The organism is Sphingorhabdus sp., assembly GCF_050921905.1.
Taxonomy (GTDB): Bacteria; Pseudomonadota; Alphaproteobacteria; order Sphingomonadales; family Sphingomonadaceae; genus Sphingorhabdus_B.
On sequence record NZ_CP050888.1, the window covers coordinates 2,385,673 to 2,412,146 of the forward strand.

At 55.5% G+C, this 26,474-nt stretch carries 21 protein-coding genes, 1 tRNA gene and 4 pseudogenes; 13 read left to right on the forward strand and 13 right to left on the reverse strand.

The window, feature by feature from the left end:
• Positions 1-25 precede the first annotated feature (25 nt).
• A complete protein-coding gene (locus tag HEQ18_RS11640; RefSeq protein WP_432814839.1) occupies positions 26-880 on the reverse strand; it encodes a hypothetical protein in 855 nt (284 codons plus the stop codon).
• 252 nt (positions 881-1,132) lie between these two features.
• Here HEQ18_RS11640 and HEQ18_RS11645 point away from each other — a divergent pair, with 252 nt between their 5' ends.
• The 7 genes and pseudogenes from HEQ18_RS11645 to HEQ18_RS11675 all read left to right on the forward strand — a co-directional run.
• Positions 1,133-1,783, forward strand: a complete 651-nt coding sequence (locus HEQ18_RS11645) for an energy transducer TonB (RefSeq protein ID WP_432814840.1) — start codon at positions 1,133-1,135, stop codon at positions 1,781-1,783.
• A 79-nt stretch (positions 1,784-1,862) separates the two neighbouring features.
• Entirely contained in the window at positions 1,863-2,621 is a 759-nt protein-coding gene (locus tag HEQ18_RS11650; RefSeq protein ID WP_432814841.1) for a MotA/TolQ/ExbB proton channel family protein, read from the forward strand.
• 93 nt (positions 2,622-2,714) lie between these two features.
• On the forward strand, positions 2,715-3,257 hold the full coding sequence (locus HEQ18_RS11655) for an ExbD/TolR family protein (RefSeq protein ID WP_397606238.1): 543 nt from the start codon (positions 2,715-2,717) through the stop codon (positions 3,255-3,257).
• A 21-nt stretch (positions 3,258-3,278) separates the two neighbouring features.
• Entirely contained in the window at positions 3,279-3,734 is a 456-nt protein-coding gene (locus HEQ18_RS11660; protein WP_432814842.1) for an ExbD/TolR family protein, read from the forward strand.
• A 543-nt stretch (positions 3,735-4,277) separates the two neighbouring features.
• Positions 4,278-4,843, forward strand: a pseudogene (locus HEQ18_RS11665) (IS5 family transposase); the annotation flags it as partial.
• Between the two features lie 129 nt (positions 4,844-4,972).
• Positions 4,973-5,919, forward strand: a protein-coding gene (locus HEQ18_RS11670) for an IS630 family transposase (protein ID WP_432814446.1) whose coding sequence is annotated in 2 segments (ribosomal slippage) — positions 4,973-5,312 and positions 5,312-5,919 — 948 coding nt in all. Because the reading frame shifts where the segments join, the coding sequence is not laid out codon by codon here.
• 14 nt (positions 5,920-5,933) lie between these two features.
• Positions 5,934-6,092, forward strand: a pseudogene (locus tag HEQ18_RS11675) (IS5/IS1182 family transposase); the annotation flags it as partial.
• A gap of 196 nt (positions 6,093-6,288) precedes the next feature.
• Here the strand turns inward: HEQ18_RS11675 and HEQ18_RS11680 are convergent.
• The 3 genes from HEQ18_RS11680 to HEQ18_RS11690 form a co-directional block, all read right to left on the reverse strand.
• On the reverse strand, positions 6,289-7,599 hold the full coding sequence (locus tag HEQ18_RS11680; protein ID WP_432814843.1) for a M20/M25/M40 family metallo-hydrolase: 1,311 nt from the start codon (positions 7,597-7,599) through the stop codon (positions 6,289-6,291).
• 75 nt (positions 7,600-7,674) lie between these two features.
• Entirely contained in the window at positions 7,675-8,583 is a 909-nt protein-coding gene (locus tag HEQ18_RS11685; protein ID WP_432814844.1) for a Brp/Blh family beta-carotene 15,15'-dioxygenase, read from the reverse strand.
• Positions 8,584-8,628: 45 nt separating this feature from the next.
• Entirely contained in the window at positions 8,629-9,384 is a 756-nt protein-coding gene (locus HEQ18_RS11690) for a bacteriorhodopsin-like (protein ID WP_397606401.1), read from the reverse strand.
• A 181-nt stretch (positions 9,385-9,565) separates the two neighbouring features.
• Between HEQ18_RS11690 and HEQ18_RS11695 the strand changes: the two genes are divergently transcribed.
• Both HEQ18_RS11695 and HEQ18_RS11700 read left to right on the forward strand, forming a co-directional pair.
• A complete protein-coding gene (locus HEQ18_RS11695; protein WP_432814845.1) occupies positions 9,566-10,180 on the forward strand; it encodes a PAS domain-containing protein in 615 nt (204 codons plus the stop codon).
• A 108-nt stretch (positions 10,181-10,288) separates the two neighbouring features.
• On the forward strand, positions 10,289-11,347 hold the full coding sequence (locus tag HEQ18_RS11700; RefSeq protein WP_432814846.1) for a glycine zipper 2TM domain-containing protein: 1,059 nt from the start codon (positions 10,289-10,291) through the stop codon (positions 11,345-11,347).
• An 83-nt stretch (positions 11,348-11,430) separates the two neighbouring features.
• Here the strand turns inward: HEQ18_RS11700 and glnA are convergent, their stop codons facing one another.
• From glnA to HEQ18_RS11730, 6 genes are all read right to left on the reverse strand, one after another.
• Positions 11,431-12,843, reverse strand: coding sequence for a type I glutamate--ammonia ligase (gene glnA, locus HEQ18_RS11705; protein ID WP_296196538.1), 1,413 nt, complete (start codon positions 12,841-12,843; stop codon positions 11,431-11,433).
• Between the two features lie 46 nt (positions 12,844-12,889).
• On the reverse strand, positions 12,890-13,228 hold the full coding sequence (locus HEQ18_RS11710) for a P-II family nitrogen regulator (RefSeq protein WP_125231011.1): 339 nt from the start codon (positions 13,226-13,228) through the stop codon (positions 12,890-12,892).
• A 173-nt stretch (positions 13,229-13,401) separates the two neighbouring features.
• A complete protein-coding gene (locus HEQ18_RS11715; protein WP_432814847.1) occupies positions 13,402-15,594 on the reverse strand; it encodes a PQQ-dependent dehydrogenase, methanol/ethanol family in 2,193 nt (730 codons plus the stop codon).
• Between the two features lie 70 nt (positions 15,595-15,664).
• Positions 15,665-16,330: a DJ-1/PfpI family protein gene (locus HEQ18_RS11720; RefSeq protein WP_432814848.1), complete on the reverse strand. Its 666-nt coding sequence runs from the start codon at positions 16,328-16,330 to the stop codon at positions 15,665-15,667.
• Between the two features lie 21 nt (positions 16,331-16,351).
• On the reverse strand, positions 16,352-17,539 hold the full coding sequence (locus HEQ18_RS11725) for an acetyl-CoA C-acyltransferase (RefSeq protein ID WP_432814849.1): 1,188 nt from the start codon (positions 17,537-17,539) through the stop codon (positions 16,352-16,354).
• An 83-nt stretch (positions 17,540-17,622) separates the two neighbouring features.
• Positions 17,623-19,359: a class I adenylate-forming enzyme family protein gene (locus HEQ18_RS11730; protein WP_432814850.1), complete on the reverse strand. Its 1,737-nt coding sequence runs from the start codon at positions 19,357-19,359 to the stop codon at positions 17,623-17,625.
• Between the two features lie 131 nt (positions 19,360-19,490).
• Between HEQ18_RS11730 and HEQ18_RS11735 the strand changes: the two genes are divergently transcribed.
• Positions 19,491-20,900 carry a coniferyl aldehyde dehydrogenase gene (locus HEQ18_RS11735; RefSeq protein ID WP_432816007.1) on the forward strand — a complete coding sequence of 470 codons (1,410 nt, stop codon included), beginning with the start codon at positions 19,491-19,493 and terminating at the stop codon, positions 20,898-20,900.
• Positions 20,901-20,990: 90 nt separating this feature from the next.
• Positions 20,991-21,074: transfer RNA gene (locus HEQ18_RS11740), tRNA-Leu, on the forward strand.
• 550 nt (positions 21,075-21,624) lie between these two features.
• On the opposite strand, the pseudogene HEQ18_RS11745 reads toward HEQ18_RS11740, so the two are convergent.
• Positions 21,625-21,750, reverse strand: a pseudogene (locus tag HEQ18_RS11745) (zinc ribbon domain-containing protein); the annotation flags it as partial.
• Here HEQ18_RS11745 and HEQ18_RS11750 point away from each other — a divergent pair.
• On the forward strand, positions 21,697-21,924 hold the full coding sequence (locus tag HEQ18_RS11750; protein WP_432814851.1) for a hypothetical protein: 228 nt from the start codon (positions 21,697-21,699) through the stop codon (positions 21,922-21,924). The pseudogene HEQ18_RS11745 and the gene HEQ18_RS11750 overlap by 54 nt on opposite strands.
• Positions 21,925-22,287: 363 nt before the next feature.
• Here the strand turns inward: HEQ18_RS11750 and HEQ18_RS11755 are convergent, their stop codons facing one another.
• The gene (locus tag HEQ18_RS11755; RefSeq protein ID WP_432814488.1) at positions 22,288-23,313 is read right to left on the reverse strand and encodes an IS110 family transposase; all 1,026 of its coding nucleotides are present in this window, start codon (positions 23,311-23,313) and stop codon (positions 22,288-22,290) included.
• A gap of 148 nt (positions 23,314-23,461) precedes the next feature.
• A pseudogene (locus tag HEQ18_RS11760) lies at positions 23,462-24,670 on the reverse strand (IS3 family transposase).
• A 176-nt stretch (positions 24,671-24,846) separates the two neighbouring features.
• On the opposite strand from HEQ18_RS11760, the gene HEQ18_RS11765 reads away from it, so the two are divergent.
• Entirely contained in the window at positions 24,847-25,872 is a 1,026-nt protein-coding gene (locus HEQ18_RS11765; protein ID WP_432814488.1) for an IS110 family transposase, read from the forward strand.
• Positions 25,873-26,474 lie beyond the last annotated feature (602 nt).

A 26,474-nucleotide genomic window follows, 5' to 3' on the forward strand; every position in this document is an offset into this window, starting at 1 on the left:
GCCCATTATGCACCTGTGGCATTCTTTACCGCTTGCGCCCGCACGGCCCAAGCGATTCAATGACAAATTTATAATCGGCCTGCGCACGGGCGGTATCTGCATTTGATGCGCCTTCAACGCGGTCAGAAGGCAGAGCGCGCGGAAGACCGCATGCGAGGCGATACCATAATAAGGTAAAGCGCTGCGGTGCGGTTGCTGATGCGTCAATGACTTCGGCTGTTGAGACGGCCCATGTTTTTTGCTGGCCCGGGCGGCTCAATATGGTGAGCGATAGCGGCTGATCATTGTCCGTTTTCAAGAAAATCTGCGTTTCGCCTTCCCCCAAAACGGTTCCCGCGCTGTGAAAGGCGCTGCTCACGCTGGTAATGCGGCGCGGAGCATTAGCTTGGACAGCCTCCTTCGTGATGGCGCGGACGAGCGCATCGTTCGTTGTGCTAAATAAAGCCAACGCATTTGGCCGTGCCAGTTGGACTTCGCCGGGTCGACCGGTCACCTGTCGGCCAAACAGATATATGCGCTGTTTTTGAAGTTTGGGAATTCTTCCTTTCGCGTTTTTTGGCACATCGAGCAGGAAACGGACGCGCGGCGTGATACCGCCCTGGCCGCGAATCAATGCCATGACGTCGGCCTCAACCAGCACGCGTTCGAACGAAGCTGGGACACCTGCCGATTGTTCAGCAGACAGTTTTCGGACATTTCGAACGGTCACATCGACAATAAGAGGCGATATTACCACCAAATCGGCAATGTCTGAAAAGCTTGCCTGATCGGCCTCAATTACAAAGGAAGGCGGCAGGTCAAGTGGTGCTTGCGCCGATGTTGCCGCGCTGATGCTTAGTAAAATCAAGCATAAACCTGTTTTTGCATGAACGAATCGCATTCATTATCCTTTTCTTTGCCCGCCCGTGGACGCCATTTAGGCCTCTATCATATTGGAGGATATTGCCTACCCATCCATGAATTGCGTCTTAATAGCAGAATCCGGATTGCTAGGCCGGTAAGGGTTGGCTAATGCGTCGGTGAATCGAGCAAAAAAAAATGAATTCGATATCGCGGGGGGTGCATCGGGGGCATGGTCAATCATGCTTCATAATGTATTGTTTTGTTTTGAAGGTAGGAGAGTTGTTTCCGCATGGCATATGCTGATCAAGATGGGATGAGCACAAACCGTTTGGTTTCTGTCATCATTGTTATCCTACTTCACGCTTTCCTCGGTTATGCCTTGGTCACGGGCCTTGCGTATGACGCGGTCACGGTCATCAAGGAAAAAATGACCGTTGTAGACGTGAAGGAAGAAGAGCCACCCGAAGAAGAAGAGCCACCACCCGAACCCGAAAAGCAGATCGAGCCACCAGTTGTCTCGCCTCCGCCTTTGGTTCAGACGGTGACGCCGCCGCCAACAATCCGCACGGTTGCTACGCCGCCACCCTCTGCGCCGATTGTGCCTACGGCAGCGCCACCAGCACCACCTCCGCCGCCACCGGCAGGTCCATCCTCTGATGCGCGGCCGCGGGGCAACCCGGGCAATTGGGCCAACACGAACGACTATCCGTCGCGCGCGTTGCAGCAGGAGCGTGAAGGGACCACCGGGTTTCGCGTCACGGTTGGCGTTGATGGTCGCGTCATCGACTGCACTGTCACGCAGTCCAGCGGTCACGACGATCTTGATGCGGCGACATGCACCAATGTTAAGCGTCGTGCGCGCTTTGAGCCCGCCGTTCGTAATGGTGAAAAGGTTCAAGGCACCTATTCGAACCGCGTACGGTGGCAAATACCGAAATAATTTCATGGCCCGGCAAAGGGGGAGCCTTCGCGCCGGGTCTTTTTTGCTAAATAGTTCTATTTTTTGAGAGGTAGTTAAAATGTCGATTTTGTTTCTGACGGCGGCGGGTGCCGCAAACCCAGATGTGGCCGCACAATTCGGTCTTATCCCTGCGCTTAACGAAGGTGGTCCAATTTCATGGTCGATCTTCATCGTCATGGTCATCATGTCGATCTTTTCGTTTTACATCATGTTCACGAAGCTGTTCGAACAGCAAAAGGTGATGAACCAATATAAAGACGTCCGTGCGCAATTCTGGCGCGCTGCAACGCTTGAAGAAGGCGCTGCAAAGCTCGACAAGAACAGCGCATATCGTCAAGTCGTCGACGACGGCATTGCCGCGCAAAAGCAGCATGGCCTTTTGACTGACCCAATCGAAGCGCATGATTGGTTGCACGGCGCGATGGCCCGTTCAGAAGATTCGATCAACAACAAGCTGTCGAGCGGCCTACCGTTCCTCGCAACGGTTGGTGCAACCGCTCCATTCGTTGGTCTGCTCGGTACGGTTATCGGGATCTATTCGGCGCTGATCAAAATCGGTATCGCGGGTCAGGCCGACATCGGCAAGATTGCTGGTCCAGTTGGTGAAGCATTGATCATGACCGCAATTGGTCTGTTCGTTGCTGTTCCTGCGGTGCTTGCCTATAACTGGCTTCAGGCCCGTAACAAGACAATCGCACGTAGCTTGGCAACCTTCTCGAACGACGTGCTTGGATACATCTCTTCGGGTGGCCGCTTGAAGCCATCTGTGACTGCAGCAGTAGCAGGCAAGCCAGCGCCAGCAGCGGTTAAGAAGTAAGATTGGGTGAGGGCTGCGTTTGCGCGCAGCCCATCCGCCAGCCTGTGCTGGCGCTCGATTTTTGACCCAATTTAGTTAGAAGAGGATTGGCCAATGGCAATCAGTTCAGGAGGCGGCGGCGATGAAACGCCAATGTCTGACATCAACACAACGCCGCTCGTCGACGTCATGCTGGTGCTCCTCATCGTGTTCCTTATTGCAATTCCGGTTGCGATCCAGACAGTGAAGATGGACATTCCGATCATCAAGTTTGAACCCACCAAGGCAAAGCGTGAAAACGTATTGCTGTCGGTGACTACAACTGATGTTGCCGGACGTGACCCGGGTGATCCGGCGTACGAAGGTGCAAACCCCGGTGGTGAGTGCCGCATTTACTGGAACGTTACCCCAGTCGATTCGACCGAACTGGTGGATCGCGCTGCAAAGCATCTGAAGGCTGAGTTTGAAAAGCTGGGTGGCCCAGAAGCCGCCGCCGCCGGACAAATCTTACCTGAAATGTTGCCTGAGGCGCATATCCGTGGTGACATTAACACGCCCTATCGTTGCATCGGTGGAGCAATTTACACCATGCAAATGGCTGGGTTCGCGCGCGTTGGCTTCATTTCGTCGCCATTTGAAAACGCGAATGTCCAGTAAGCAATTTAAGGAGCAATCATCATGGCAATGAGTGGCGGTAAAGATGATGGCCAGCCGATGATGGAAATGAACACGACGCCGTTGATCGACGTCATGCTCGTTCTCCTCATCATGCTGATGATCACCATCCCCCCGGTTTCGCACGCCGTAAATATTGACCTTCCGGTTAATGACCCAAATCAACCACCGCCGGAAGTTCCGATCGATCCTGTGATCAACAAGATCATCATTCTGCCGAACAGCACCATCCAATGGAATGGCACACCCGTGACATTGCAGCAGATGGAGCAATATCTGGTTCGGACGCGGTCGATGAAACCTGAGCCGGAGCTTCAGTTCCAGCCAGCCCCAACGGCGCCTTATGACACCGTGAACAAGGCGTTGGTCTCTGTGAAGCGCAGCGGCATTACGAAGTTCGGATTTGTCGGCAACGAACAATATCGCGTCTTCGGTAAGGCCGCGCGTGAGGGTCGTTAGTCTAAAGGCTGCAAACTTAGTCGACATGGAAAGGGCGGTGCAGAAATGCGCCGCCTTTTTTGTTGATGGCCGCGATTTAGGTCGGAACCGCCAAGCCACGCCATGTGTGATCCTCACGAGCAAAGAAACCGGTTCTGTCGCTCCAGCGAAGGCTGGAGCCTATCGCGCTTGGCCGGTTAGCGCCGTGCTTAGACGATAGACGGGATAGGCCCCAGCCTGCGCTGGGGCGACGGTATGTTTGTAGCCGGTGCAGCAGCGGTGGCGGTCGGTGGCGTTCGATGTGGGTAACTTCCGAATGGCTCGCACGAAGACCTCAAGAGCATGAAGGTAATTATGTGCGTCGCTCCAGCGGAGGCTGGAGCCTATGTCGCCTGTCGGCTTAAACTCGCCTTTCGGGCTAAGCCGACAAGCATGATGGGTCTCAGCCTGCGCTAGCTCAACGCGGGCTTTGACTGAAAGGTCACACTAGGTCACATACTCATAAATTAGATTCCCAAAGTGATTGATATCTGATTCAATGCTTTTCCTGAAAGGGAGAAGTTGATGGCCCGGTTTGATTTGACAGATTTCGAGTGGTTGGTGATCCAGCCTTTGTTGCCGACCAAGGTGCGTGGCGTGAAGCGGGTTGATGATCGGCGGGTTTTGAACGGGATATTCTGGCGGTTACGCACTGGCGCGCCTTGGGCGGATATTCCGGCGCGATACGGTCCGTATACGACCTGTGTGAACCGGTTCAACCGCTGGCGCAGAGCTGGTGTGTGGAAGCATATATTGGATGCAGTTTCCGTGGCTTACGAAGGCGATATCCAGATGATCGACTCGTCCTCGATCCGGGTTCATCAACATGGAGCCAATGGTAAAAAAAAGACCAGCGATCCCGTTGCATGGGTCACTCGCGTGGCGGCCTGACCACCAAGATACATGCACTGGTCGATGCGATGGGCATGCCGATCATGCTCAAGCTGACCGAAGGGCAAGCCGCCGATGGTCGCAGTGCAGTAGACATGTTCGATACCGTCGGCAAAGGGGATATCCTGCTCGCCGACCGGGCTTATGACTCCGATGCGTTGCGCGCCGAAATGGAGGCGCGCGGTGCCAGGGCCAATATCCGCGCCATGCCGCAACGCGTGATCAAACCGGTATTTAGAGCGTTTTTCGAGCCGTCTGAATCGAAAGGGGATTCCCATCGGCCGTGATTTCTGATTCAGTATCGGTGCCGGTGAAGGAGGCTGGCATGGATGGGTCAACCACTATCGATGGATTTGCGTTCGCGGCTTTTGGCGGCGGTTGATGATGGTATGAGTTGTCGCGGGGCAGCTGCCCGCTTTGGCGTTGCGCCATCGACGGCGATCCGCTGGCACGCGCAGCGGCGCGAGACCGGCAGCTTTGCACCGAGGCCTCAAGGTGGTGATATGCGTTCGCGGCGGGTTGAAGAGCGCAGTGACGATATTTTGGCTCTTTGGGCGGCACGAAAGGATATCACCCTTGAAGAGTTACGCACGGGCTTGGCCGAGATGGGCCTGACCGTCTCTGTGGCCGGGCTTCACCGCTTCTTTGTGCGCCGTGGCATGACGCGTAAAAAAAGACTGGCCATGCCATCGAGCAGGACCGGCCCGATGTCCTGAAGCAACGGCACGACTGGTTCGACGGCCAGATCGATCTGGACCCGGAGCGCCTCGTCTTCATCGACGAAACATGGACTGCGACCAACATGACCCGCAGCCATGGCCGCTGCCCCAAAGGCGAACGCCTGCGCATGGGCTTGCCGCATGGCCACCGCAAAACGACCACACTGGTGGCGGGCCTTCGCATGACCGGCATGGTCGCGCCGATGGTGCTGGATGGTCCGATCAACGGAGACTGGTTCGAAGCCTATGTCACCCAGGTGCTCGTACCGGAACTGAGGCCCGGTGACGTCGTCGTCATGGACAACCTGTCCAGCCACAAACGGGTATCAGTGCGCGAACGGATCGAGGCCGCGGGCGCAATACTACGGTTCTTGCCGCCATACAGCCCCGACTTCAATCCAATCGAAAAGGCCTTTTCCAAACTCAAAGCAATGCTGCGAAAGGCAGAAGAACGAACCGTGAGTGGCCTTTGGACCCGGATCGGCAACCTCGTCGATATCTTCCAGCCCCACGAATGCGCCAATTACTTCAGCTCATGCGGATATGACCCAGAATGATCGACAAACGCTCTAGTAACCTCCTCTATAAGCAACGCAACCTCGTCGAGCGCTTCTTTAATAAACTCAAGCACTTCAGAGCAGTTGCCACGCGATACGATCAAAGAGACGATAATTATCTCGCATCTGTCCAACTCGCATCAATCCGGATCTGGTTGAGACATAATGAGTCTGTCACACTAAAGTCTCACCTAAATCGACATGTCACCGTCCTGTTTGGCCGATTACATGCCCTTGCAGCCATTGGGCGGTCGGCGATGTTGCGCACGCAGGCTGACAGACCAAATCCTACATTGCAAGCGGGTTGACCTGCTATGGGCCAAAGCGACGGGACTTTAACGAATGCATATTGCCGACAATCGGCGGGTTTTACTTCCCGCGGGAAAGCCGCGTCATCAATATGGCGGCCCGCTTCGCTTGACGCTTGATACTGGCGAGGTCGACGGTCTCGCCGGGAGAGTGGTCGCCCTTGCTGTAAACGCCGAGGCCCACAAGTCCATCCAGTTCATTGGCGACGAAGCTGATATCGCCAGCACCACGCTTCAACGGGTCAAGCACAGGCTGTTCGGCAAGGCCAAGGTCGCGGTTGACAGCATTAAGACCAGCCAGAAGCGCCTTGTTCCCATCCGTCGGCGCCATCGCGGGATAGCTTCCCGGGTCGAAGCTGATCGTCGCTTTCGTTTTGGGGGCCGATGCGGCGACAATATCCAGCATCTTTGTGCGGACACGTGCGCTTTGTTCTTCGGACAAAGTCCGGAAATCGCCGCGCGCAATGGCCACGCCGGGAATGATATTGGTCTTGCCCTTCGCATTGACGCGGACGCCATCTGTATCAAAGTTCACTTCCTGCCCGGCTGCAACCAGGCCGACGTTAAACGTCAGGTTCTGCTCTGGCAGTTCCGTACGGAACCGGTGCAGGATGCGCGCAAGTTCAAAAGCCGCGCCATCGCCATAAGTGGTGTCGAATATCAGGGAGCTGTGTCCCGTGACGCCGGACACTTCCAATTTCCAACTGTTCGACGAACGCCGCGATATAACGCCCATATCCCTGCCGTTTTCAATAGAAAGCCCTTCAAAATCGAGCGCCACGTCGGCGGTTTTCCCCGCTGCGATCAACGGCGCACGTGTGATGTCAATCGGGTCGCCGGCATCTTCTTCATCCCCCGTCATATGGATTTCTATGCTGGCGTCCTTCAATGTGCCTGCCGCTTGCATCGCGCGCAAAGCAGACACGATCACGACCATGCCGCCCTTGTCATCGCCTGCACCCGGGCCAATCGCTTGTTCGCCATTGCGGACAAAGGTCTGGAACGGGCTATCTGCCTCAAATACCGTGTCGAGATGGGCAATGAGCAACAGTTTCTTCGTGCCCTTCTTACCCGCCTTGGTCGCGACGAGATGCCCCGAACGACCCGCTTTTGCCATATCGATCCATTCGACCTTGAAGCCCAGCGGCTCCAGCTCGGCCCGCATCATGTCGCCGACGGTCTTTACGCCGGGAAAGTTCATGGTGCCCGAATTCTGGTTCACCAGCTTTTCAAGCAGAGTGATGGATCGTTCATATTCCGCGTCGACGGTCGCGACCATCTTGGTTTCGGGTGCAGATAATTTGGCATGCGCCACGGGTGAAAGGGCGACGAGGGCAATGCTGCTGCACAGCATGAAGGCACGGAATTTCATGATACACTCCAGATTAAGTCCCGCATGATGTGCCGTGCTTTGCCGATTGAGGCAAGGGCGTTGAACAAGCCGATTTTACGCGGGATTCTTGTCCGACAGAATATGTTCCAAAATGAAATGCGGGACAGTGAGCGTGGATATCAAAATGAAGGCGGTCCGGATGATGCTCATGTCAGCGGGAACATCGCCCTGATACAGGAACATCACTACACCCAGGCCCAATGACAAAGCGAATACCGCGCAAATGATAGCGGCCTTCTTCAATGGTGACAGGTCTCCTGTCTCGCGTAACGCGTCGGCCATATGCCGCGGTGAATGGAGGCCGCAAAAGAATATCGCAAATGCCACAAGTGGCGGCAGGAACAAGGCGGCGACGATGCAGGCAAGCACCTCCAACGCGCTTTGCTTGTCATCATGGCGGAATGCCCAATAGGCGAAAACGAGGCTGCCCAATGCCGCCGGAACCGACGCCGCGCCAAGCAATGCGGCGATCACTGCGCCATTATTGCTACCGGTCAGCGCTGCGAATATCATCGCGACATCGTCAGGGCTGGCAAGCGCGGGCAATGCTACCAAAGCCCATCCGACCATCATGGCCAGAAACGGGTCAACTCCGCCGCGCCAGTCGCGGCTGAAATGGACTATTGAAATGATGAGAAACGAGATGAGCGCAAGCTCAGGAAGTAATATCCATAAGAACACCATAGCGGCTGCGCAGAGCAGATAACCGCCAATGATCCTGATTTTACCAGTGATGCCTTTCTGCCCGAAATGCGCTGCGGCGATTTCAACATCGAGCGTTCCGTGCGGGATTCCTGCAAGTACGATTGCAACAGCAGCCAGCATATTAACATGCGGGCTGTTCATGCCGCCCCAAAAGCGATCAATGATAACCAGCAGCAGTGTAGCCACCGGTAACGCAAACAGGCGCAGCATTTTTGAAAATGCTGCGCCTGCAGAATTCGGATATAAAATTGTAGTCATATAGTAGTGTACGCCACCGAAGCGGCGTACGTCCAGCGCTTAACCTTAAGTCTTATCGCCATATTCGGCTTGCGACTTGCGTACTGCGATCATGTAGATCAAGACGCCAACGCCGGCCTTTGCGATCAAGTCAGCGATTGTGTAGCCGACTTGCACACCCACGGTTACGTCAGAACCGCTCAGGTTGGTGTAAGGGATCATGTATACGATCGGGTAGAAACCCCATGATGCGAAGGTCAGCAAACGTGCCTTCTTCACCAATTCGCGCACATTTTCTGGCTGGCTGTTGATCGATGCGCCGAGACCGGCAAACAGTTGCCACATGATGTAGACAAAAGGAATTGCCGACAATGTGCCCCACAATACGCGGGTTGGAATGTCGGTTGCGATTTCACCTGGGTAGCCCAGGATGATCATCAGCGCTGCTGCGCCGCCAAGCTTGATCGACTTCGATACGGTTTCGTCTTGGCTCAAGCGCATCACGAGGATGAGCTCGATCAGCAACAATGGCACGGTCAGCAACCAATCGACATAACGATAGGCATCGTTAAATGCATAGCCGCTTGCGGCCACTATACCGCCTTCAACGGTATATGCACCTTCCCAGCTTTCGAAAATACGGAAATAATGATATGCGGCAATGGCAGTAACCAAGCCGGAAATGGTCAGCGCGGTCTTGTAGGCTGGGGCTACTTGCGAGCGACCTAACCACAAAAACAGCGTTGCTGCTGCCATAGTGGCAAATGTAAATGAGAATGCATTATAGACCAATGAATATTGGCCAAAAGTTAGATTTTCCACGTTTTTTCCCCCTTTTGACGACGCCCCTAAGGGAGTCGAGGAGTAGGTTAACCGATGCATTAGATGTGTCAACCCACCCTTTATACCATGTTTTTCCCATATTGCTGGAAAAGGTCGGCCAGCTGAAGAGGGAAGGATGGAGTCGCCATGCGCCGATTGGCGAGTTAGGAGGCAGTGCAATTTGTCTATTCTTGAACATAACAAATCGCGGCTGGACGCCCTGATCTCGAACAGTCCGATAGCATCGGTCGTTAGTGATCCGCGTCAGCGTGATAATCCAATCATTGCCTACAATGCAGCCTTTATTGCGCTAACGGGATACGCCGAAGATGAAATCATTGGCCGGAACTGTAAATTTTTGGCTGGTCCAGCCACTGAGCCATGGTTGAGTGAAACAATAAGCAGCGCGGTTCAACGTCACACGCCAGTCCTTGTCGAAATCCTCAATTACAAGCGCGATGGAACACCCTTTCGCAATGCGGTGCTCGTTGCGCCTATATTTGACGAGGCCGGCGATCTTGAGTTCTTTCTGGGCTCGCAGGTCGAACTAGAAGCCGGCGCGCCAATGTTACATGAGAACCGCCGTATCGCCGCGGTATCGGCGGTGAAGGCATTGTCACGGCGGCAACGCGAGGTGCTGGCCGAAATGGCGCTTGGGCATCTCAACCGGCACATTGCGTTCAGGCTTGGTGTCAGCGAACAGACTGTCAAAATGCACCGGGCATTATTGATGGAAAGATTGGGCGCTGCCACCTCTGCCGATGCCATTCGCATTGCGGTCGAAGCCGGACTGTAAACAGGTCCTTTTGTCCGCAAGACACATCTCCGAACGGCGACGAAATGGAACATTCGGGCTTGGAACCGATTACGCTTTCACGAAACAATTACGTGAAAAGAGAATCTTATGAAAAGTCGGATATTTTTAGCAGGTATTGCGCTTGCTGCCCTCACCCCTGCTATGGCCTCTGCGCAGGACGATGGTTGTCGCCGTGACGGCAATGGCCGTATCATTGGTACAGTCGTTGGCGCAGGCGCAGGCGGCGTGCTTGGCAATGTGATTGCTGGGCGTGGCGACAAGACCGAAGCCTCTATAATCGGCGCGGTCGTCGGTGCGGTCATTGGCAATCAGGTGTCCAAATCGAACCGTGGCGACTGCCGCACGGCTTACGGCTATTATGACGAACAAGGCCGCTGGCATGCAACGGGCGTTAGCGCAAACGAAGCCCGCGGCTATTATGACCGCAATGGCAGTTGGGTTGAAGGCCAACCAAACGGATATTATGACAATGGCCGATGGGTCGTGGCGAGCGGCGACCCCGAAAACGCAGGCTATGTCGATCGTGACGGCTATTGGGTTCCGGCATCATCCGTCGGCTATTATGACCGCAACAATCGTTGGGTAGGTGGCACGGCGACGGGCTATTATGACACTAACGGCCGTTGGGTCGCAGGTCCCACACAGGGACGGTACGATGCCCGTGGCCGCTGGATTGTAGGTGACACGGCATATGCGAATGAAAACAGCGCCAATTGGAATGCGGTGGAACAGCCAGGATATTATGATAGCAACGGCCGCTGGGTCGCTGGCCGTGCATATGGCTATTATGACTCGCGGGGTCGCTGGGTTTCGACACGTGAGGGTAGTTATCAGAACAATGATAACCGTCCGAACAACCCATATCGTCCGGGCACGGGGCAATATGACCTAAACCAAATGCCCATGGACATTGCGAGCCGGATTAGCTGGATGCGGGAATATATTCGAAATTCGGTGCAATCACAGCAAATGAGCCGGGCAAGTGCGCAATATGCGCGGCGTGAGCTGACCGCGATTGAGTCGCAGAACCGCCAGTTCAACCGGGACGGTCGATTTACGTCACGTGAAGAGCAAACGATACGGCGACGTTTGGACCAGCTGACTAGGCGCTTTGAACAAAGCGAACGTCAAGCGCGCAACAATTAGGGTCAGGACCACATAAAACCAAAAAACAAGGCCCGGCAGTCCCTCAACTGCCGGGCCTTTAGCACTGATCCGATGCGTTAGGATCAGTAGCTATAGTACATGTCGAACTCGACTGGGCTTGGCGTCATTTCCCAACGGGCGACGTCTTCCATCTTGAGTTCGATATAGCTTTCAATCTGGTCCTTGGAGAACACGTCACCCTTTAACAGGAAGTCGTGATCAGCGGCCAGTGAATCGAGCGCTTCGCGAAGTGAGCCGGCAACGGTTGGAACTTGCGCGAGTTCTGCCGGTGGGAGGTCATACAGGTTCTTATCCATGGCTTCGCCTGGGTGGATCTTGTTCTGAATACCGTCGAGCCCCGCCATGAACAGCGCCGCATAGCACAGATACGGGTTAGCCATTGCGTCTGGGAAGCGCACTTCGACGCGCTTTGCCTTGGCACCGGCACCATAAGGAATACGGCATGATGCCGAACGGTTACGCGCGGAATATGCGAGTAACACAGGCGCTTCATAGCCGGGAACCAGACGCTTGTAGCTGTTGGTGGTCGGGTTGGAAAATGCGTTGATCGCCTTGGCATGCTTGATAATGCCACCAATGAAAAACAGGCACATTTCCGACAGGCCAGCATAGCCGTCGCCCGCAAAGAGTGGTGTTTTGCCTTCCCAGATCGACAAATGGGTGTGCATGCCCGAACCGTTATCTTCCTTGATTGGCTTTGGCATGAACGTTGCGGTCTTGCCATAAGCGTGCGCCACCTGATGCACGACATATTTGTAGATCTGCATACGGTCGGCGGTCTGCGTTAGCGTGCCGAAAGTCAGGCCAAGCTCATGCTGGGCCGCGGCAACTTCATGGTGATGCTTGTCGCACGGCAGGCCCATTTCCAACATGGTCGAAACCATCTCGCCACGGATGTCCATAGCGCTGTCGACAGGTGCGACGGGGAAGTAACCGCCTTTGGCGCGCGGGCGGTGGCCCATATTGCCGCTTTCATATTTTGTGCCGCTGTTTGTGGGCAGTTCGATATCGTCAATCTTGTAATAAGACGTGTTGTAGCTGTTTTCAAAACGCACATCGTCGAACATGAAGAATTCGGCTTCTGGACCGACATAGATGGTGTCGCCAATGCCCGTGGTCTTCAAATAAGCTTCGGCGCGCTTGGCGGTCGAACGCGGGTCGCGGCTGTAAAGCTCGCCTGTCGATGGCTCAACAATGTCGCAGAAGATGATCATCATTGGCGTTGCCGAGAATGGATCCACATATACTGCGTCCAGATCAGGCTTCAGGATCATGTCGGATTCGTTGATTGCTTTCCAACCCTCAATCGACGAGCCGTCGAACATCAGGCCGTCTTCCAACTCATCTTCGCCAATGACGCCCGCGCACATCGTCAGATGCTGCCATTTGCCCTTGGGATCAGTGAAGCGCACATCGACCCACTCGATTTCCTCATCCTTGATGCGCTTGATGATGTCTTTGGCTGAAGTGCCCATAATGCGTTCCTTCTTTCGCTTGTCTTTCTTAAGTGATTTGGATTTTTTAGACGGCATCATTATCGCGTTCGCCGGTGCGGATGCGCAGCGCAGTCTCAACGGGAATAACGAAAATCTTGCCATCACCAATACGGCCAGTTTGCGCGGCGGCGGCGATCGCTTCAACAACGCGGTCAGCAAGGCCGTCTTCCACTACAACCTCAAGCTTTACCTTAGGCAGGAAGTCGACGACATATTCTGCGCCGCGATATAATTCGGTATGGCCCTTTTGACGGCCAAAGCCCTTGGCTTCGGTCACGGTGATGCCAGATACGCCAACTTCGTGCAGCGCCTCTTTCACTTCGTCCAGCTTGAACGGCTTGATGATCGCTTCGATCTTTTTCATGGCATTTCCTTATATGGCGCGTGAGGCATAGTCTCCGCGCGCACGGATGATAGCTACTGCTTATCAAGTATCGTGCCAGATCGGGTGACGCCCAAACGGCGGATTTTTAGGCGATTGCGGCCATGGCATCTGCCTAAATTTTAGGCAGATGCCAGATTCATGGGCAGCAGATTTTACTTGGCCGCCCTTTTTGCGCCTCCGCTCAAGGCCGCGTCATTCGCCTTGGCATAATGCGCGCGGCTGACCACATAAGCGCGCATTTGTTCGGCCTCTTTTGGACTGAGCACGCTGCTAAAGCTGACCATGCCGTTGCTTTTCAAGATGCCGTCGATGACAACCGATTTCCACGTTGCAGCATCGGTAATCGTGCCGGATTTGCGTAAGTCAGGCAGCACGCCGTTGCCAACCGCGCCGGGGCCGTGGCAGACGAGGCAATAGCGTTGATAGTTTGATCCGCCCGCTGCGATATCTGCTGGCGTCCCGAACTGCTTGGTCGGATTCCACACATAAAGCGGGGTTTCCGGCAAGGCGGGCAAGGCAACTTTGCCGCCCAATTTAAGCACGATCAAGCGCGGCAAGTTTGGCACCGATGCGCTGGTCGCCCCAGCATAGCCCGACACCAAGGGAAAAGCACCGCCCTTGCTGGTAAGGAATGCCACATATTGTTCGCCATCCACAGTATAAGTTGACGCGCCAGAGAGCACACCTGACTGCACATTGATGTTGAGCAATTGCTTGCCCGTATCCGCCGCATAAGCGCGAAACTCACCCATCGCCGTGCCTTGGAACACCAGATTGCCGGCAGTGGTCATCGTTCCGCCATTCCATGATGCGGGATGGTCAACGGTCCATTTGGCCTTGCCGGTTTTGGGGTCAAACGCCACCAATTTGCCAGTCGTGGCGGCCTTCACCGCTTTGACGAAATTGATATCATCGGGCAAATCCGCCGTCGCCATCGCGCCGCCAGTATTAAAACCAAGCTTTTTGCGCTCCATCTCATTGGGTGCCATTGGCGGCAGATACGCGCCGCCGATATATAAAGCAGGAATATAGACAAGGCCGGTGGCGGGATTAAAGCTCATCGGGTGCCAATTATGCGCGCCAAGCGCGGACGGGTTCGCCATATACAGCTTGCCGGTTTTTTCATAGCGCGCGTCTGGATTTTCAATCGGACGTCCGGTTTTCAGGTCGTACCCGGTCGCCCATGTAATGCCGTCAATGAACGGGTTGGCGGACAGCAATTTGCCATTCAACCGGTCGATCGTGAAGAAAAATCCGTTTTTGGGTGCGTGGTAGAGAACTTTGCGTTCTTTGCCGCCCCGCGTTTCGGTGGCCAAGATGATCGGCTGCGTCGCGGTATAGTCCCAGCTTTCGGCAGGTGTTTCCTGATAATGCCAGACATATTCGCCGGTATCGGGTTTCAGCGCGACGATCGAGGACAGGAACAGATTGTCGCCTTCGCCATTTGACCGGATGCCGTGGTTCCACGGGTTGCCATTGCCGACGCCGAGATACAACTGATCCAGTTCGGCATCATAGACAATCGCGTCCCACACGGTCCCGCCGCCACCGCTTTCACGCCAGTCACCCTTTTTCGGCTTGGCGCTCCACGTTTTCGTCGCTGCGGTTTTCAGGATTTCGTCGCTGGCGGCGTTGTCCGGCTCGCCCTTAGGATTGGGGGTGGTGTAGAAACGCCATGCCTGCTTTCCGGTCGCTGCATCATAAGCCGTGACATAGCCGCGTGCGCCAAATTCAGCGCCACCAAAGCCAATGACGACCTTGTCCTTCACCACACGCGGGACGCCCGTGATGGTGCCGTTCGATTCCAGATCAAGCGTTTGCGCGCTCCAATTCTGCTTTCCGGTGCTGGCATCAAGCGAGATCAGGCGGCCGTCGATGGTGCCAACAAAGACGCTACCTTTCCAGAAAGCGACGCCGCGATTGACAACGTCGCAGCAGGCTTTGACGCCGCGCGCTTTGTCGACTTCGGGGTCGAAGCTCCATAATGGCTTGCCCGTTTTGGCATCATAGGCGAAAACTTTGGACCAAGCGGTGGAGACAAACATCTTGCCATCGACCACCACCGGCGTTGCTTCTTGGCCGCGCGCATCGGGTAAGTCGGCAAACCACGCTATCCCTAAATCTTGCACATTGCTGTCGTTAATCAACTGCAACGGGCTGTGCCGTTGTTCATCATAATTGAAGCCGGTCATCGCCCAGTTGGACCCATCACCACCGGTTTTCAAATAATCACCGTCAATCGCGGCAAAGGCTGAAATGTCGGAGTCCACCGCAGATTTTTGGCAGGAACCCAGCATCAATGCCGCGCTTAGGAATGCCGCTGCGGCCAAAAGCTTTTGTGTCATATTCTCTCTCCCCGAAAGGAGAGGCTATGCCGATGCCGCGCGCACGTCCAGTGTGAATGTAATCGGCGGATTAAATTATCTGCTGAATGGCAGTTTTCATTTCGGACGCGGCCTTGTCGTAAACGCGCGCCCGCAGATTGCCGACGGTCTCTTCTGAAGAACTTGCGAGCGAACCCCCGCCGAAGGGCGGTGCGGGGTCATATTCGAGTGCCAATTGGATTGTCCTTGCGACATCCTCGCCAGAGATTGCCGCAATAAGGTCAAGCGCGAAATCAATGCCTGAGGTGACGCCGCCGGCCGTGATCAGATTGCCATCACGCACGACGCGCGCTGGCTTGTGCGTTGCGCCGAACAGGGGAAGCAATTGCGTATAGGCCCAATGGCAGGTTGCCTTTTTGCCTCGAAGCAGCCCTGCCGCGCCGAGGATGAACGCGCCAGTACACACGCTAGTTATATGATCGGCGCCCTTGGCCTGTTGGCGCACGAAATCGACGATGGCTGTGTCCACAATCGCATCGCGCACGCCGTGGCCGCCGGGTACGCATAATATGTTCGCTTGCGGGCAATCGGCAAAGCCGGAGCGCGGCAGGATTGAAAAACCGCAGTCGGTCGTCACGGCTTGTCCGTCTTTGCTGACAACATGCACTTGCGCGCCGGGTATGCGCGACAAAAACTGCACTGGCCCGGTAAAATCGAGCTGCGTAACATTGTCGAATAGGACGAAAACGATGTTCATATTGCCGCGCGTTGTAGCCGTTTAGATAAGCTCAATCGCAAGCGCTGTCGCTTCGCCGCCGCCAATGCACAAGGACGCAACGCCGCGTGTCTTGCCATGGCGTTGCAGCGCCGCGACCAGGGTTGTGATGATCCGCGCGCCCGACGCGCCAATGGGGTGGCCAAGCGCAGTAGCGCCGCCATGCACGTTAATCTTGTCATGCGAGATGCCAAGATCGTGCATGGCAAACATGGCGACACAGGCAAAGGCCTCGTTCACTTCAAACAGGTCCACATCACCGATGGTCCAACCCGCTTTTTCCAAGCATTTGTTGATCGCGCCGACTGGTGCAGTGGTGAACGCCGATGGTTCCTGTGCATGGGCGGCATGGGCCACGATACGTGCGATGGGGTTTTGTCCTTTGGCGTCGGCGACCGACTGACGCGTCAGGACAAGCGCCGCCGCACCATCGGAGATGGATGAGCTGGTTGCCGCCGTTATCGTGCCGTCCTTGGCAAAGGCCGCTTTCAACGTCGGGATTTTATCGGGCATGCCCTTGCCGGGTTGTTCGTCCGTGTCGACAATGACATCGCCCTTGCGCGTGGCAACGGTCACGGCGACGATTTCCTGCTTGAACGCGCCATCGGCAATCGCTTTTTGTGCGCGGCGTAGCGATTCAATCGCATACGCATCCTGCGCCTCGCGGGTCAGTTGATACGCATTGGCGGTGTCTTGTGCGAATGTGCCCATGGCGCGGCCAGCCTCATAGGCGTCTTCAAGGCCATCGAGGAACATATGGTCATAGGCCGTGTCATGCCCGATGCGCGCGCCGCTGCGGTGCTTTTTCAGTAAATAGGGCGCGTTGGTCATGCTTTCCATGCCGCCTGCGATGACATAATCGACCGACCCTGCGGCGAGAGCCTCGCTGCCCATGATGACAGTCTGCATGCCTGAACCACATACCTTGTTCACCGTCGTTGCTTGCACCGATTTGGGCAAGCCAGCCTTGATCGCCGCCTGACGGGCAGGGGCTTGGCCCAAGCCTGCGGGTAGGACGCAACCCATGTAGATACGCTCAATATCTGCGCCATCGACCCCTGCGCGTTCCACCGCCGCCTTCACCGCCGTCGCGCCAAGGTCGGTTGCCGAAACGTCAGCCAATGCCCCCTGCATCGCGCCCATTGGCGTGCGGGCATAAGACAGGATTACAACGGGATCGGCGCGGCGCATGAGAGTTTCCTTTGGTTTCGATTTTGACGTCTTATAGGCCGCCGGGCCATCAAAAACAAATGTGAATCACCCCTATTGCCGCTTTAGAACAGCGCCTTCAAATCGCGTTTCAGGATCTTGCCATTGGCGTTGCGCGGCAACGTATCCTGCGTGAAGATGATCTTTACCGGCACCTTGAACTTCGCCAGACGTTCGCTGACATATTCACGAAGCTCCTCCTCAGTGGCCGTCATGCCAGGTGCCAAATGCACGACGGCTGCGGGTTCTTCGCCCAGGGTCTGGTGCGGTATGCCCACCAAGGCAGCATCGGTAACGGCAGGATGTTCGTAGAGGATGTTTTCGACTTCGGACGAATAGATATTCTCGCCGCCGCGAATGATCATGTCCTTGGCGCGGTCAACGATGAAGCAGAAACCTTCTTCATCTACGCGCGCAAGGTCGCCTGTTCTTACCCAGCCATCGACAAAGGTTTCGGCGGTGGCGTCGGGGCGGTTCCAATATCCTTTAACGATTTGCGGGCCGCGTGCCCATAATTCGCCAACCGCACCAACGGGCAATTCCGTCATGCCGTCCTCGGACATGATTTTCAGGTCGGATACAGCAACCGCCGGGCCGCAGCTATCCGGGCGGTTGAGATAATCTTCGGCTACATGTGAAGTTACCGTCGCCATGGTTTCGGTCATGCCCCAGCCATTGCCGGGGAACGCGCCGAAGATTTCGTAAATCTTGCTCACCAATTCCGGCGCAGATGGCGCGCCGCCATAGCTGATCGCGTCGATGGAGCTGAGATCATATTTTTCGCGGTCGGGATGCTCGATTAACTGCCACGCGATGAAGGGCACGCCGCCCGTGGCATTGATCTTCTCGCGCTCGATAACCTCGAACGCCTTCACGGTATCCCATTTGTGCAACAATATGATTTTGTGGCCCGCCTGAATGGTGGGGATCATCGATGCAGAACAGGCGGTGACGTGGAACATCGGGATCACAAGCAACGAAGCCCGAATGCTTGGGTCAGGCAGAGCATCGCCACGACGCAATATGGTCGCCGCGCCGGAATAAGCGCTGGAAAGGCCATTGGTGAGCAAATTGCGGTGGGACCCCAGCGCCCCTTTGGGTTTGCCGGTTGTGCCGCTGGTGTAGAAAATCGTGACGGCATCATCCGGCGCGATTGCTACATCGGGCAGCGCTAGGTCGGGCAAATCAGAATAACCTTTTGGTCCGCCAATCACATTTTCGAGCGGAATAGCAGGCTCTGCCATCGCGGCCCCACCGCCACGCGCAACCATCACATGCTTTAGCGCGGGCATTTCGGATGTGTGCGGCGCAATGCGGTCCCAGCGTTCAGCATCGCAGATTAAAACCGCAGCGCCCGAATCGGCCATGCCAAAGGACAGTTCTTCGCCCGTCCACCATGCGTTCAACGGCACAACAATCGCGCCAGTCACGGCGGCGGCGAAAAAGGCAACAGGCCATTCGGGCAGGTTGCGCATGGCAAGGCCTACGCGGTCACCCTTTTTAACGCCGCATTCTTGTAAAGCCTGCGCCAATGACGCGACGGCGCGGTGCCATGCGTCATATGTGACGCGCTCATCTTCATACACCACAAATTCGCGGTCACCGAATGATGCCTTGGCATGTCCGGCAAGCACGGCCAGATTGGGCACAGCATTTTTCCAGACGCGCGTTGGCACGCCTTCAATCACAGCAGTTTCCATTTCAAATGGCATACCCGGTGCGCACAAGGCGGCCTTTACCTGATCACGGGTCATCACGGGCCAACCCGCAGGTGGCGTCCATTTTTTGCCTGCCTCGATCATATTCTCTCCCTTCAAATCGCCACGCTTTGCGCATGTTCGCAATGTCGATACGCCAAAATGGTTTCAATGTGCAACGCTTCGCGCTAGCAATTCATCAACTGGTTAAAGGGAGAGAGAAATTGACCGCAAATATGCAGACTGTGCTCGAAAAACAGCGCGCCGCGTTTACCGTCGCCATGCCGGAACCGATGTCGGTGCGCCGCGACCGTATTGACCGCGCGATTGCGTTGCTGATCGACCATGCCGAAGATTTTGCAAAGGCCGTTTCGGCGGATTTCGGCCATCGCAGCCGCGAACAGACGCTGTTGACCGATATCATGCCTTCGGTCAGCGCGATGAAGCACGCCAAGAAGCATTTTGAAAGCTGGGCCAAGGGCGAGAAGCGCAAGCCTACCTTTCCGTTGGGGCTGATCGGTGCCAAGGCCGAGGTCGTGTTCCAGCCCAAGGGTGTGGTCGGCGTCGTCGCGCCGTGGAACTTCCCCGTTGGTATGGTGATGGTGCCCATGGCGGGTATTCTCGCCGCCGGTAACCGCGCCATGATCAAGCCATCCGAATTTACAGAGCGGGTATCGGCCTTGTTTGAAGAACTTGTGCCCAAATATTTCGCTCAAGAGGAAATGGCGGTTTTCACCGGCGACGCTGAAGTCGGTATGGCCTTTTCGAAACTGGCCTTTGATCATATGATCTTCACGGGCGCGACGAGTGTTGGCAAACATATCATGCGCGCTGCCGCCGACAATCTGGTGCCGGTCACGTTGGAACTTGGCGGCAAGTCGCCGACCATCATTGGCCGCAGCGCGGATAAGAAAAAAGCGGGCGAGCGGATCGCGTTGGGCAAGATGATGAACGCAGGCCAAATCTGCCTCGCGCCCGATTATCTGTTGGTGCCAAGCGATCAGGAGCATGATGTGATTGAGGCTGTGAAGGCTGGCGTCACGGCGCAATATCCAAAATTGCTGCACAATGATGATTATACGTCGGTCGTGAATGGCCGTAATTATGAACGGCTGCAGGGCTATCTCGACGATGCGCGGGAAAAGGGTGCGGAGCTTATCGAGATTAACCCAGCGAATGAGGAATTTGCCACATCGAACGGCAACAAAATGCCGTTGACCATCGTGCGCAATGTCACCGACGATATGAAGGTGATGCAGGAGGAAATCTTTGGCCCCATCCTGCCCGTGATGACCTATTCATCGATGGAAGAAGCCATTGATTATGTGAACGCGCATGACCGGCCACTGGGCCTTTATTATTTCGGATCGGACAAGGCCGAGGAAGAACGCGTGCTGACGCGCACCATTTCGGGGGGCGTTACCATCAACGATGTGGTCTTCCACAATGCGATGGAAGACCTGCCCTTTGGCGGAGTCGGGCCATCGGGCATGGGCAATTATCACGGTGCCGACGGGTTCAAGACGTTCAGCCACATGCGTGCGGTCTATCGTCAGACGGGCATCGATGTTGCCGGCATCGGCGGGTTCAAGGCCCCTTATGGCAAGGCAACGCTCAAGACATTGGCAAAAGAGCTGAAGAAATAAGGGAACTGAAGAGATAAGGATGCACTTGCATCATAATGGAGGCTCGGTTAGAGGAGCCTCCGCTTGATCGGGTTCGCCCGGTAAAGATGTGCCCCAGTGGTGGAATGGTAGACGCGCTGGATTCAAAATCCTGTTCCGAAAGGAGTGCCCGTTCGAGTCGGGCCTGGGGCACCATTTCGGACTCTTCGGAGTCCTCAAGACCTAACCCGTTGAAAATCCTGAAAGGAATCGCCGCTTCGGCGGTTCTATATCCCTCATTTCGCTTATAGCGAATGCGACCCTCAAAAGTGAGTTTCAAAGCGGCTCGCTTGTCCACCAGATCACCAAAAACCCACATTTTACTGGGGTTTTCGAGGAATTCCATGGCGGTTCTATAAGTTGTGTCGAAGTCTGCGAGCGGACGACCGCAATCTGCGATTTTTTCCTTCGCTTCGACCTTGGCAGCTTCGAGTGAGCGCAGGCGGTTTTCATATGCGCCAATCAGCGCATCCGAGTCTGCATTCACGATGCGATCTACGAGTTGCTCAATCTGCTTTTCAAGGCGCGTCACTTCGGCAGCGAGGTGCGCGCGATTGCCTTGTGCGCTGGCCACGCGCGCATTCCAGAGATCGCGGAACATCTCTGTTGCGAGTTCATAGAGTTCGCGTGACGGGCTGAGCGCCGCGAGCACTTCCTTGAATTCGTCCTCAAGCGCATCGCGCTTGATCGACTTGCCGTAGGAGCAGCAGTCTTTTGTCTGGCAGAGATAATAAGGGTAACGCGCATTGCGTCCCTTCGTCCAACACGCCGTGAGCGGTTGGCCGCAATCATCACACTCGACAAATCCGCGCAGCGGAAAATCGGCATTGATGTCTTTGCGCGCAGGCAGTTTGGCATTGCCCTTCAAACGATCCTGCACGGCATTGAATGTCACGAGACTGACAATCGGCTCATGCTTCGCCGCCAGCATGTGAATGTTCCACTTGGGATAGTTCAGATAGCCCGCGTAGTGAACGCGTTCGAGCAGTTCGAGCTGGACTTGTAACGGTCGTCTAATCGCATATTCGTCAAGGGGGATTTTTGACATATTTCTTGGGGCTACGATTGATTGATCGCAGTGATGTTCGTTTTGGTTTGCTAGTTCAGCTTTGGTTGCGTCGTTGATAGTCGTTTGTCGGGAACATGGTCGTCTACGCGGTCGAGACTTGCGCGCCGCATGATAGGTTTCGTAAGGAAGGATCTTGCCAATGTTTAGTTCGCATTTTGCCGATAAGGCACTTGCAGCCGTTACAACGCAATGATCCAGCCCGCGCCCCGACAGGGACGGCTCGACGCGCCCAAAGCATGAACGCAAACGAGAAAGAGGTTTTCAACTCAGTCTATTGGCCTTTCTATTCTGCCTTGCGCGTCAGGCTGTGGCACCAGCTGAACGATTGAACAGTTCGCCGGTTTTGAGCATCGTATGCATGATGACCGCGAGTTTGCGCGCAACTGCAATGGCTGCTCGCTTGAACCCGGCCTTTTCCCTGAGCTTCAAGCCCCAGACACGCAGAGCACTGTCCGCTGTCGTCCGCGTCAGGATCACCATAGCGGCTTCGTACAGCAATGCGCGAAGGTGATTGTCGCCGCGCTTCGAGATGCGTCCGGCATAATCGACCTCACCTGACTGGTAACGCTTGGTGGTCAAGCCGATCCAGGCACCGACAGAGCGCGACTTGGCAAAGTTGGCGGGATCCTCGATCGCTGCAATAAAGGACGACGCTGTTACCACGCCAATACCCGGGATCGTCATGAGCAACTGGCACTGCTCGTCCGCACGCGCTGTGGCGATGAGCTGCTTGCTCAGCTGCGCGACACGCGCACGCACCGCCAGCCACGCTTCGAGCAACGGCAAAACGATCCGCTCAAGCCCGGCGTTCGTTGCCAGCAAAGTGCGGATGTGGCCCTCCAATATGTTCCCTGCACTTTTGGGAACAATCAGCCCGAACGTTTTCATGACACCGCGTATCTGGTTCGATATCTGAACCGTCATTTTCAACATCTGATGGCGGGCGGCGACCAATGTGCGAACGAGCATGCTATCAAAGCTCTTCACTCGAACCTCGCGGTAAAAGCCAACCTCGGCAAGGTGGGCCAGCCCATCTGCGTCGTTCACGTCGGTCTTGTTCGGTGCCATGTCGAGTGCTGCTTTGGCATGACGTGCATCGATACAAATCGCTGGCACGCCCTGCGCCGTCAGCGCATGAAAGAACCACACCGACAGCGGGCCTGTTTCAAAAACGACGCGTCGCACACTCGGCGCATGTGTGCGGATCACTTTGGCTATAACTGTGGGATCAGACGCGCATTTGCCGCGCCATATCCGTTTGCCGCCTTCGCGAACCGAGATGAAAGTGTCTTTCAAAGATACGTCTAAACCGATATATTGATCCATGATTGTCCTCCGTCAGGTGCTTGGGCCCAGTCACAATCGTGAGCCCGTATTTTTATCCTATCGGGGACAACCAGCATTCAATCACAGCATCGTCCAGCTAATCACAGCCCCGCGATTACCCTATGTTTCGTGCCGGTCACTTATGTCATTATGCCACCTTTGCTTCGAACGCCAGCGGGCTGATGCCACCCAGATACGAGTGGCGGCGACGGGTGTTGTAGAACCCGTTGATGTATTGGAAGACTGCTGCCTCTGCCTGCCTTCGTGTTGACCATTTCTGACGCCAGATCAGCTCCGCCTTCAGCGATTTGAAGAACGTCTCAACGGATGCATTGTCGTAACAATTACCTTTGCCGCTCATCGATGGCCGCAGGCCGTAGGCCTGCAATTTCTTTTGATAATCATACGCACAGTATTGGCTGCCGCGATCAGAATGGAAGATGCAGCCTTCGGCGGGTTGCCGCAGGTTTACCGCCATATCCAGCGCCCTGATTGCCAGATCCTTGTTGGCTACGCCGCCCTTCGGGTCATTCTGTCGCTGACCGCCCAGCCAACGACACGGCGGCTGTGTAGATCAAGAACAACAGCGAGGTAGAGCCAACCCTCGGCAGTCCATATGTAGGTAATGTCGCCTGCCCATTTTTGGTTAGGAGCAGCGGCAACAAAATCGCCGTCCAGCCAGTTCGCAGCGATGCCAAGACGATGATTACTGTTGGTGGTGACCTTATGCTTGCGGGTGCGAACCGGGCTTGGCTTTATGATCCCCCGGATCATAAGTTACCTGCGCTCCCGTTGATCCGCATTAAACGGCCAACACGGCGCTCGCCTACAACGAGCCCTACCTCGTTACCGCCCTACGGGCGTTGCCTTCGGCCCAACTCCATAGTCATGCGAGGACGGCCATAGCTGCCGAGACTGAGGCCATATTGTTCACGGATGTGGGCCAGCACTTTCATGTCACCGCGTGACCGTCGGCTTGTCGGCCGTGCGTGCCAGGACCGGTAACCGCGCGTCGATACCTGCATCACGCGGCAAAGCATCTCCACTGGCCAGACATGCCGCCACTTGTGCACGAATGCGAACCTCACTTGCCGAGGCTCGCGAAGAACTGGGTAGCCTTTTTTAGTATCTCCCTCTCCTCCTTGAGGATACGGTTCTCTAAGCGCAGGCGTTCATTCTCGCGGGCTAAATCCGCTTGCGGCGCTGATACCAGATCGGTTGGCCGATACTGCGATATCCACTTGCCCAGCGTCGACAATCCAACGCCCAGGTCAGCAGCAACACGCCGCCGTGACAATCCGCTGGTCAAAGCAATCCGGACGGCCTCTTGTTTGAAATCTTCTGTATGCTTCATCATCTCTTCGGTCTCCTTGTATGAGTGTTTAACTCTCAAGTGACCGGCACGAAACATAGGGTAATCGCGGGGCTGTGATTAGCTGGACGATGCTGTGATTGAATGCTGGTTGTCCCCGATAGGATAAAAATACGGGCTCACGATTGTGACTGGGCCCAAGCACCTGACGGAGGACAATCATGGATCAATATATCGGTTTAGACGTATCTTTGAAAGACACTTTCATCTCGGTTCGCGAAGGCGGCAAACGGATATGGCGCGGCAAATGCGCGTCTGATCCCACAGTTATAGCCAAAGTGATCCGCACACATGCGCCGAGTGTGCGACGCGTCGTTTTTGAAACAGGCCCGCTGTCGGTGTGGTTCTTTCATGCGCTGACGGCGCAGGGCGTGCCAGCGATTTGTATCGATGCACGTCATGCCAAAGCAGCACTCGACATGGCACCGAACAAGACCGACGTGAACGACGCAGATGGGCTGGCCCACCTTGCCGAGGTTGGCTTTTACCGCGAGGTTCGAGTGAAGAGCTTTGATAGCATGCTCGTTCGCACATTGGTCGCCGCCCGCCATCAGATGTTGAAAATGACGGTTCAGATATCGAACCAGATACGCGGTGTCATGAAAACGTTCGGGCTGATTGTTCCCAAAAGTGCAGGGAACATATTGGAGGGCCACATCCGCACTTTGCTGGCAACGAACGCCGGGCTTGAGCGGATCGTTTTGCCGTTGCTCGAAGCGTGGCTGGCGGTGCGTGCGCGTGTCGCGCAGCTGAGCAAGCAGCTCATCGCCACAGCGCGTGCGGACGAGCAGTGCCAGTTGCTCATGACGATCCCGGGTATTGGCGTGGTAACAGCGTCGTCCTTTATTGCAGCGATCGAGGATCCCGCCAACTTTGCCAAGTCGCGCTCTGTCGGTGCCTGGATCGGCTTGACCACCAAGCGTTACCAGTCAGGTGAGGTCGATTATGCCGGACGCATCTCGAAGCGCGGCGACAATCACCTTCGCGCATTGCTGTACGAAGCCGCTATGGTGATCCTGACGCGGACGACAGCGGACAGTGCTCTGCGTGTCTGGGGCTTGAAGCTCAGGGAAAAGGCCGGGTTCAAGCGAGCAGCCATTGCAGTTGCGCGCAAACTCGCGGTCATCATGCATACGATGCTCAAAACCGGCGAACTGTTCAATCGTTCAGCTGGTGCCACAGCCTGACGCGCAAGGCAGAATAGAAAGGCCAATAGACTGAGTTGAAAACCTCTTTCTCGTTTGCGTTCATGCTTTGGGCGCGTCGAGCCGTCCCTGTCGGGGCGCGGGCTGGATCATTGCGTTGTAACGGCTGCAAGTGCCTTATCGGCAAAATGCGAACTAAACATTGGCAAGATCCTTCCTTACGAAACCTATCATGCGGCGCGCAAGTCTCGACCGCGTAGACGACCATGTTCCCGACAAACGACTATCAACGACGCAACCAAAGCTGAACTAGCAAACCAAAACGAACATCACTGCGATCAATCAATCGTAGCCCCAAGAAATATGTCAAAAATCCCCCTTGACGAATATGCGATTAGACGACCGTTACAAGTCCAAACCGCATCAGCCACATACGATGGACACATCCGCCCCCGCGTCTTGTGTCGAAGCGCCGCAACAAACGGCTCTAGCCAAGCCTCAAGATCATCCCGCCAATCACCAACCATCGCCAGCCTCCATAAGCTGGCCCCCTATGAATCACCGATCGGACAAAAAGGGAATCCCCCAAATTACAAATCTGCCAAAGTAGTGCTAGGTCGAATGCGGAAGGGCTGCTTTGGGTG

Coding starts and splice junctions, on each gene's coding strand:
- HEQ18_RS11650 (WP_432814841.1), top strand. CDS start 1,863: ATGTCGATTTTGTTTCTGACGGCGGCGGGTGCCGCAAACCCAGATGTG.
- HEQ18_RS11735 (WP_432816007.1), top strand. CDS start 19,491: ATGCAGACTGTGCTCGAAAAACAGCGCGCCGCGTTTACCGTCGCCATG.
- HEQ18_RS11685 (WP_432814844.1), bottom strand. CDS start 8,583: ATGACTACAATTTTATATCCGAATTCTGCAGGCGCAGCATTTTCAAAA.
- HEQ18_RS11725 (WP_432814849.1), bottom strand. CDS start 17,539: ATGCGCCGCGCCGATCCCGTTGTAATCCTGTCTTATGCCCGCACGCCA.
- HEQ18_RS11645 (WP_432814840.1), top strand. CDS start 1,133: ATGGCATATGCTGATCAAGATGGGATGAGCACAAACCGTTTGGTTTCT.
- HEQ18_RS11660 (WP_432814842.1), top strand. CDS start 3,279: ATGGCAATGAGTGGCGGTAAAGATGATGGCCAGCCGATGATGGAAATG.
- HEQ18_RS11640 (WP_432814839.1), bottom strand. CDS start 880: ATGCGATTCGTTCATGCAAAAACAGGTTTATGCTTGATTTTACTAAGC.
- HEQ18_RS11655 (WP_397606238.1), top strand. CDS start 2,715: ATGGCAATCAGTTCAGGAGGCGGCGGCGATGAAACGCCAATGTCTGAC.
- HEQ18_RS11715 (WP_432814847.1), bottom strand. CDS start 15,594: ATGACACAAAAGCTTTTGGCCGCAGCGGCATTCCTAAGCGCGGCATTG.
- HEQ18_RS11720 (WP_432814848.1), bottom strand. CDS start 16,330: ATGAACATCGTTTTCGTCCTATTCGACAATGTTACGCAGCTCGATTTT.
- HEQ18_RS11680 (WP_432814843.1), bottom strand. CDS start 7,599: ATGAAATTCCGTGCCTTCATGCTGTGCAGCAGCATTGCCCTCGTCGCC.
- HEQ18_RS11730 (WP_432814850.1), bottom strand. CDS start 19,359: ATGATCGAGGCAGGCAAAAAATGGACGCCACCTGCGGGTTGGCCCGTG.
- HEQ18_RS11700 (WP_432814846.1), top strand. CDS start 10,289: ATGAAAAGTCGGATATTTTTAGCAGGTATTGCGCTTGCTGCCCTCACC.
- glnA (WP_296196538.1), bottom strand. CDS start 12,843: ATGGGCACTTCAGCCAAAGACATCATCAAGCGCATCAAGGATGAGGAA.
- HEQ18_RS11765 (WP_432814488.1), top strand. CDS start 24,847: ATGGATCAATATATCGGTTTAGACGTATCTTTGAAAGACACTTTCATC.
- HEQ18_RS11755 (WP_432814488.1), bottom strand. CDS start 23,313: ATGGATCAATATATCGGTTTAGACGTATCTTTGAAAGACACTTTCATC.
- HEQ18_RS11710 (WP_125231011.1), bottom strand. CDS start 13,228: ATGAAAAAGATCGAAGCGATCATCAAGCCGTTCAAGCTGGACGAAGTG.